At 66.9% G+C, this 7,524-nt stretch carries 7 protein-coding genes and 1 pseudogene; 4 read left to right on the plus strand and 4 right to left on the minus strand.

The genetic code is table 11. The annotated features are described in order from the left end of the window. The 4 genes and pseudogenes from MJ783_RS15085 to MJ783_RS15100 form a co-directional block, all read right to left on the minus strand. A pseudogene (locus MJ783_RS15085) lies at positions 1-314 on the minus strand (PaaI family thioesterase); the annotation flags it as partial. 96 nt (positions 315-410) lie between these two features. Further along, the gene (locus tag MJ783_RS15090; protein ID WP_239311073.1) at positions 411-935 is read right to left on the minus strand and encodes a hypothetical protein; all 525 of its coding nucleotides are present in this window, start codon (positions 933-935) and stop codon (positions 411-413) included. A 335-nt stretch (positions 936-1,270) separates the two neighbouring features. Further along, a complete protein-coding gene (locus MJ783_RS15095; RefSeq protein WP_239311074.1) occupies positions 1,271-3,061 on the minus strand; it encodes a helix-turn-helix transcriptional regulator in 1,791 nt (596 codons plus the stop codon). After that, positions 2,988-3,989, minus strand: a complete 1,002-nt coding sequence (locus MJ783_RS15100; RefSeq protein WP_239311075.1) for an AAA family ATPase — start codon at positions 3,987-3,989, stop codon at positions 2,988-2,990. The genes MJ783_RS15095 and MJ783_RS15100 overlap by 74 nt, the downstream gene beginning before the upstream one ends. Here MJ783_RS15100 and MJ783_RS15105 point away from each other — a divergent pair. The 4 genes from MJ783_RS15105 (at position 3,988) to MJ783_RS15120 (ending at position 7,499) form a co-directional block, all read left to right on the plus strand. Continuing rightward, the gene (locus MJ783_RS15105) at positions 3,988-4,224 is read left to right on the plus strand and encodes a hypothetical protein (RefSeq protein WP_239311076.1); all 237 of its coding nucleotides are present in this window, start codon (positions 3,988-3,990) and stop codon (positions 4,222-4,224) included. The two genes, MJ783_RS15100 and MJ783_RS15105, sit on opposite strands and share 2 nt — an antisense overlap. Before the next feature lie 100 nt (positions 4,225-4,324). Beyond that, complete coding sequence (locus tag MJ783_RS15110) at positions 4,325-5,761, plus strand: ATP-binding protein (protein WP_239311077.1); 1,437 nt, start codon at positions 4,325-4,327, stop codon at positions 5,759-5,761. A 427-nt stretch (positions 5,762-6,188) separates the two neighbouring features. Further along, positions 6,189-7,181 (plus strand): AAA family ATPase, encoded by a 993-nt coding sequence (locus MJ783_RS15115; protein WP_239311078.1) that lies wholly within the window; start codon positions 6,189-6,191, stop codon positions 7,179-7,181. Between the two features lie 84 nt (positions 7,182-7,265). Next, positions 7,266-7,499, plus strand: a complete 234-nt coding sequence (locus tag MJ783_RS15120) for a hypothetical protein (RefSeq protein WP_239311079.1) — start codon at positions 7,266-7,268, stop codon at positions 7,497-7,499. Positions 7,500-7,524 lie beyond the last annotated feature (25 nt).

The following is a 7,524-nucleotide window of genomic DNA, read 5'->3' on the forward strand; positions in this document are numbered from 1 at the left end:
CGATAGTACCGGCCGAACGTCACCTGCCCGACGAGGCGCAGTTCGTCGGCTTCTCGATGTGCACCACGGGGCATCAGGGTCTGTGCCTGGCCCGGGATACCGGGGATCCGGTCGGTGGCCTGCACGGCTTCCGGTACCGAATACGGCTCCAGCACACCGGTCAGCCTTTCCAGGTTCAGCCGGGCCGGCTTCGCCACCTCTACCGGAACCTGAACGCCACTGACAGTGGCCTGTAGCGCCCGAAGCGCATCGGCCAGCTGGCCGAATTCGGACGCCTCGTCGGATATGAACCGACCGGCCCTCCAGATATCCACCACCTAATTATTGTCATTACTGGACGGAGAGACGCACCTCCCAGGCACCAGCACGGAGCACGACTTCCGCGAGTACAGCAGACCCGCCCGGCGGGCTCAGGCACGTATGAACTCCTGCTTGTACCCGATGCCGGCCAGCGTGAGCCTGCCCGCCGAGCAGGTGAAGATATCCGTCTCATCTACGGCCGGGATGGTCTGTCTACCCAGATACGTGTGATTGACGCTGGCGTCGACGACATCGGACCCACTCACCATGCTGTATTTGACGGTGGTACCACTGACGGAGAAGCGGAAGGTCGCCCGACCGACTTCGGTGATCGAGTAGAAATTTCCGTCCGTAGATCCATAGCCAGTAAATGTTACGTTATCAACATCACTCCCACTTCCGTCTTCGTTGAACTGAATGACAAACGTGGAGGTGTCGCTCGCCTTCATGTCAACCGTACCGGGAGTGTCCAGGACAAATTGTGACGCGTTTAGCGTATGGGCCCACCTGGAGAGCTGCCAGGTTCCGATCAGGCAATTCCGGCCGTCCATCGGCCTGCCCTTCTTTGCGGGATCGGCCGCATCTGCACCGGCCGACGCCGACGTGTCGGGTGTGTCTGGCGCGGTGGACACCACCGGCGCGGCTGTCGCGACGGGCGCGGCTGCCGATCTACTTTCCTGCCACTGCAGAACCCCGAAGATCGCACCAGTCAGGACACTAACGACGCCAATTACCGCTTCGACTCTGTGCCAACGCCCCTCACCTGGCACCCCCGCCCTTGCACCCGACATTCAAGCCTCCAGATCCAGGTTCCCGAGTAGCATCGCGTACTCCTCGGTTTTCGGGCACGGTGAGTCACCTCCGCCCTGAGCCCGGTGGAGCGGTACCGACCGACCGCTATCGTCCATGGCCACACAGGTGAACTCCAGCTTCAGGACCACTCAAAGCCAGGCGTCCAGTTACTCAACTTTCATCGCCACGGCGGGCCGGTCCGCCACCGAGGCCCGGAGCAGCTGCTCGGCTGCAGCGGATCGTGGTGGCACCGACCCTGGCGGGCTGGGGCCTGATCCGCTGCCCAATGCTCGGTCTGGCGGGCCTGAAGCAGTTCGTACAGTTTCATCAGACCGGCGAGTTCAACCCGCCTGGAGATGTTCAGTATCAGGTAGATCTCGCGGAGGTGGTTACCCACGGTCCGTTTCGTGATGAACAGCTCCTTGCCTATCCCCGGGTCGCTCAGGCCTTCGGCGGCGAGGCTAGCGACCTTTCGTCGCTGATCGCTGAGTTTTGGAATCGGAATCCGAGGCGAGGGTGACCATGGCTGGTCACATTTGGACAGGAGGTCGGCGAGGTATCCGGCAAGTGCGCCGACTCCGATGGCATCTTTCGGACGGGGTACCTGGAAGGCCTGTGCCGCAGTTTCCGCCGCATAATGCCACAGACCGAGGTCCGCGTAGCTGCCCGCACTCACCCGCAGTCCGGCCTGATCGGCAGCGAGCAGTGCCTCGGCGTGCCGCCGCACGAGACCGGGCAGGCGACCGTTCACCATCGATTCGAGTTGCTTCAGCCGCTGGACGTCCGAGGGGCCGATGAGCCCGTATCTGAGCAGGGCGAACAAGGCATGTGTTTCCAGACCGTGGAATCCATCGTCGCGTAGGCGGTCCGCCAGGTGTCGCAGGGTGGACTCGGCCGTTTCGAAATGTCCCTCGCTTGCGGCGACCTGGGCGCGGGAAAGCTCGATCCACGGATACATGAGAGTCATCGTCCGGGCGTGCCGCTGGTCGGCTTCCTTGAGTAGTTGCGCTGCCTCCGGGAGGCGCCCCAGAAGCGCGGCGCAGTGCGCCTGTTCCGCGAGGAGCGCGGAAAGTAGCGTCTGCCCGCCCCGCTCCGCCAGCGTGAGGGCCTCCAGGGTGGTGGCCTGCGCCGATTCGAAGCGGCCGGTCAGTCGCTGACGCATCGCCTCCGCGAGGCCTTCCTGCGCTTCGAAGAGTGGGAAGTCCTCGGCGGGGTCCCTGTCTGCGTCGCGCAGCAGAATGCTAGCGGTCGCGGCCGTGACGCTCCACCGGGCGAGGGTGGCGACTGCCCGCAGGTAGGGCAGGCCGGGTAGATGGTCCGGAAGATGGCTCTCGAAGGCGCGCAGCTCGTCGAGTAGGAGCTCGCCGCCACAGTGGTACGCGGCGAGGACAAGGCGATGCCCTTCGGCGAACAATCGTCCGCCGGTCCAGCTCTTCTCCATTTCCGGAATCTCGGCCAGGCGCTGGTAAGCGGAGCGGAAATCGCCGCGCCAGGCGAGCTGGCATATTGACACAGCCCGGAGCAGGGTCGCGCCGGGGCCACCAAGGGATTCCGCGGCACACCACAGGCGCTCAGCCGCGGTCGGGTCGTTCAGCATGCCGAACTCGATCATTCCCCGCGCTATGGACCAGCGGATCCGCTGCTCGTCGGTCTTCAGCGCGGGCTCGGCGGAGTTCAGGAGTTCGATCGCTTGTTCCGGCTCGCCGGTAAAACCGAGGATCGACGCGCGTAGATCGACGGCGTCGAAGCCGCCGCCGGCGGCCAGTGCGGCCCTGGCGAGTTCCCCGGCCAGCGACAGATCGAAACGGGCGTATGCCGTGCGCCCCGCCCGGACCAGCAGGAGTGGGTCGCCGACGGTGTTGGATCTCATCCGCCAGACCGCCACACGCAGTTCGTCATCCCGCCGCCGCATGCTGGTCCGCTCGACGTATTCCGCGAGGTCGCCGAGGTGGCGTTCGGCGTGTGGCATGCTCCGCACCACCTCGCCGAACACGGGGTGGTCTTAGATCCCGCCGCTGGCGTCGGCGGTCCGCCTGGATGAGCTTCTGGTCTTCGGCCGACGTGACAGCATATTTCCCGACCAGCCCGACGAGCATGCCGTAATCGACCGGTTCGGCAAGCGCGACAATCTCCACGACCGTGCGCAGGTTATCGGGCAGATTACGCACCCGTTCCTCGAGAACGCTGAAGACGTCGATGTGTAGCCGGGTCATGTCTCCGGACCAGTGCCAGAGGCCACCGACCTGGCTGACCTCACCGGAGTCCCGCAACCCGTCGACCAGTTCGCGCAGCGTCAACACGTTGCCTTCCGTCAGCTGCCACAACCTGTTCCCCGTGCGTCCCTCCACTCGGCCGCCAAGCACACCCGCCAACAGGTGATCAGTCTGCGACCGGTCCAGCGGCGGGACCGGGATCCGCGTGACCAGGTCACGCTTCCACAGCTCCGCGACGCTGTCGGGAACGATCCCCGGGGTCCGACGTGTCCCAAGGACCAGCACGTGACCGGTCCGGGTGGCGCGCAGAACCAGATCGGCGCTCGTCGTGTCGAGCAGCTGCATGTCATCGATCGCCAACACCACCTGGTGAACACTCGACGGCCGCTCGACGAGGCTGTCGAGGACGAGGTTGAGCTCCTGTGCTCCCACAACCCCATGCGGCTCCTGATGAGGCAGGAATTCAGCGAGCGCCCCCAACGGGATGGCGGACATGGCCTCGGTGGCGTACACACGCTTGACCGTGAAGGTGCCCGCGTCCTGCTGCCCGGCGATCTCCCGCAACAACCGACTCTTGCCGACGCCCGCCGCACCCTCGAGGAGCATTCCTCGGCCCTCGGCTAGCGCCGCCGTGACCCGGCCCACCTCGATGGACCGGCCGACGAAGGGCCAAGCGTGCACCATGCTGCCGAATTATGTCGTGGTCGATCCGTCGACGAACCCACCCGCCCTCAACGCGCTGGCGATCACTTTCGAGGGACGCCTGACCCCGACCACCACCAACTGGCCCACTACCGAGCGCAGCACCACTTACGCCGAGCGTTCGGACAGTCCCGAAATGCTCGGTGTAGACGTTAGTACCGTCGCCGGGTGCCGTTCGGAGACGATCAACATCCGGCGGGAACAGTGCACGTCATAGCGGGTGAGCTGGGACGTGGCCGGCTACCGACGGGCTACACAACTAGCGGTAGGTGTAAGTTACAGGCGACGTAAGTTGCCTGCGTGGAGTTGGGGCGATCATGGCCTTCGTCAATCGCACCGAGGAACTCGCAGCCCTCGATGCCTGGTGGAAGTCGACCGACCCGCGTCCGGCGGTGGTCTGGGGGCGGCGCAGGGTAGGCAAGACCGCTCTGGTGCAGCGCTTCGCGGAGGGCCGACGGTCGGTCTTCCACACCGGAGCCGGTCGTGCGGCCGCAGGGGAACTGGCGCAGCTATCCCGCCAGGCCGCGGCCGCGCTGCCTGGGCGCCTCCGCGACCTGGCCGCCCGCCCCTACGCCGACTGGGACGATGCCCTTGACGACCTCGCCGCCGCAGCCGAGCGCGAGCCGCTCCTCCTCGTCCTGGACGAATTCCCGGAGATCGTCAACACCTCGTCCGACCTGCCGGGGATCCTGCGGGCCTTCCTGGACCGGACGCTTGGCAGGACCAGACTGCGGCTTCTGTTGTGCGGGTCGGCCGTGCGGCACATGACCGCGCTGCAGGAACAGCGGGCACCCCTGTACGGCAGATTCGACCTGTCGCTGTCGCTGCATCCGTTCCGTCCGCACGAGGCCGCGCTCATGCTGCCGGACCTCGCGCCAGCCGACCGCGCACTCGTGTACGGACTGGTCGGCGGCATGCCGCTCTACCTGTCGTGGTGGGACCAGGCCGCCGACGTCGCCGACAACCTGCTGAGGCTGGCCTGCCGGCCCGGAGCACCGCTGCTCACCGAAGGACAACTGGTGCTCGCCACCGAGGTGGAGCACGGTGAGTACCCGGCGGCCGTACTGCACGCAATCGCCGCAGGCCGCTCGCAATACAACGAAATCAAGGACCATGTCCGCGCCGAACCCGCCCGCACACTGGATCGGCTCATCGAGCTACGGCTGGCCGAACGACTGACGCCGGTCACCGAGACCGCTCGCAGCCGGCGGAGCGTCTACCGGATTGCCGACAATTTCCTGGCCTTCTATCTCGGCGTACTTTCCCGCTACCGCGCGGAGATCGAACGTGGTCTGGGCAAGGCGCTGCTGCCGGTGCTGATCGACAGCCTGGACGATCATCTCGGCGCGCCCTGGGAGGAAGCCTTCCGCGAGCATCTGCGTCGACTCGCCGTCGGCGCAGCACTGGGCCCTGACATCGTAGCCGTGGGACCGTACTGGAGCACGGGCGGCCAGAACGAGATCGATGCGGTCGTGCTCGCGGGCAGAGACAGGCACCCGGTTCTCCTCGGCGAGGCGAAGTGGACCCGTGCGGTCGACGGTGGACGGCTCGCGAGCCGGCTATGGGAGAAGGCGCCTGCCTTGCGGATCGCCACACCGTGGGCCGTTCGACCTGGCTCCGACGGCACGGACGCGGACGCGGACAGGACGGACAGACCTGAGCCGGTTCGCCTCGCCCTCTGCGCCCGCGAGGAGGTCCGCGGGGCGCCGCCGGGAAGTCTCACCGTCACGGCCGCCGACATCTTCTCCCCATAGCTCGCAAGGAAATCTTTGGGGATACCTGGTAACGCCACCCACGGCCACGCTTCCCCACGTCATCGCCTGGGCGCCATCCCTGAAGCGCCGGCGGCCTGTGATCGCGTCCGCGCATCGTCGCCACCGGCACCCCCGACTCCGTCGACGGCATCGCGAAGATCCTACGAACAGCGACCGGGCCTCGCGGATGACACCAGGCCCGCGTCACCGCCGAAACGGATAGCCGCAAGGGCCTCCGCGCGGCGCCGGGTGACACCACGCCGGATGGCGACAGGGTGGTCGGGACGGGGAGCATGGCCGACCGCCGTCCAGCCCGGCCCGGCGGGCCCGGCGGGGCTGCCGGGAGAGCTTTAATGAAAACGATTACGATTCCGGTGTTTCCTGTCCCGATCGCGGCAGTGCCGCCACGACCCCGGAGCGCACCATCATGAAGATCGCATTTGTCGGTAAGGGCGGCAGCGGGAAAACCACGCTGTCCGCACTGTTCTGCCGCCACCTGGCCGCTTTCGGCCACCCCGTGCTGGCCATCGACGCCGACATCAACCAGCACCTCGGCACCGCGCTCGGCCTCGACGAGGACACCGCGCCGCCACCGATGGGCGAGCACCTCGACGAGATCAAGGACTACCTGCGCGGAGACAACCCACGCATCCCCTCGGCGGCGGTGATGGTGAAGACGACACCGCCCGGCTCCGGATCGCGACTGCTGTCAGTGACCGGTGACAACCCGCTGTGGGCGCAGTTCGGCCTCGACGTCGCCGGCGTGACGCTGCTGGCCACCGGCGCGTTCACCGAGGACGACCTCGGCGTGGCCTGCTTCCACTCCAAGCTCGGATCGGTCGAGCTGCTGCTCAACCACCTCCTCGACACTGCGGGCGAATACGTCGTGGTCGACATGACCGCGGGCGCCGACGCGTTCGCCTCCGGGCTGTTCACCCGCTTCGACCACACGTTCCTGGTCTGTGAGCCCACCCGTAAGGGGGTCTCGGTGCACCGCCAGTACCGTGGCTACGCCGCCGACTTCGACATCACCCTGTCCGTGCTCGGGAACAAAACAACCGATCCGGACGATGTCGCGTTCCTGCGCCGGGAGGTTGGCGATGACCTGCTGGCCTGCTTCACCCAGTCGGCGCCGGTCCGGGCGATGGAGCAGGGCCGGCCGTTCGGTATCGGTGACCTCGAACCGGCTGACCTGGCCGCGCTCGCGAAGGTCCACGCCGCGGTCGACACCACCGACCGGGACTGGGACCGCTTCATCACGCAGATGCACGACATCCACCTGCGCAATGCCACCGCCTGGGCCAACGACGCCATCGGGGTCGATCTGGCCGGCCAGATCGACCCCGATTTCCGGCTCGTCCCCGGGCTGATCCCGGTGGCCCGCCCGACTCTGGACACAGCCGCCGCCGGAACGGTCTGACCCTCGGGTACGGGCTGCTGACTCCCGGGCCGGTGCTGTCACCGGACCACGACGGCACCGGCCCCGGGGATGCATGAGCTGTCAGTGATCGTCCCAGTGGCCCTCATGCGCGGCGTGGCGGTGCCCCTCGTGCGCATGGTCGACATGGTCGCCGTGTGGCACCGCCACATGCCCACAACCGTCACCATGAGTGTGGGCGTGCCCATCGCACTCCCTGTGTTCGGCGGGCTCGCACTCGTCTGCCAGATCCGAGCCGCGGCGCCCCATCGCCACGCCGAGATCAGTCGCAGCCAGAGCGGAACCTCCGCTGGACGATGATTAAGAGCGCCCGGCAATAGGGGTG

It is taken from the genome of Protofrankia sp. Cj3, from assembly GCF_917627355.1.
Classification (GTDB): domain Bacteria; phylum Actinomycetota; class Actinomycetes; order Frankiales; family Frankiaceae; genus Protofrankia.

What these genes read in the sequence shown, in the direction of transcription:
- MJ783_RS15105 (WP_239311076.1), top strand. Translation starts at nt 3,988, where the DNA reads ATGCTGCCGAATTATGTCGTGGTCGATCCGTCGACGAACCCACCCGCC.
- MJ783_RS15110 (WP_239311077.1), top strand. Translation starts at nt 4,325, where the DNA reads ATGGCCTTCGTCAATCGCACCGAGGAACTCGCAGCCCTCGATGCCTGG.
- MJ783_RS15115 (WP_239311078.1), top strand. Translation starts at nt 6,189, where the DNA reads ATGAAGATCGCATTTGTCGGTAAGGGCGGCAGCGGGAAAACCACGCTG.
- MJ783_RS15095 (WP_239311074.1), bottom strand. Translation starts at nt 3,061, where the DNA reads ATGCCACACGCCGAACGCCACCTCGGCGACCTCGCGGAATACGTCGAG.
- MJ783_RS15100 (WP_239311075.1), bottom strand. Translation starts at nt 3,989, where the DNA reads ATGGTGCACGCTTGGCCCTTCGTCGGCCGGTCCATCGAGGTGGGCCGG.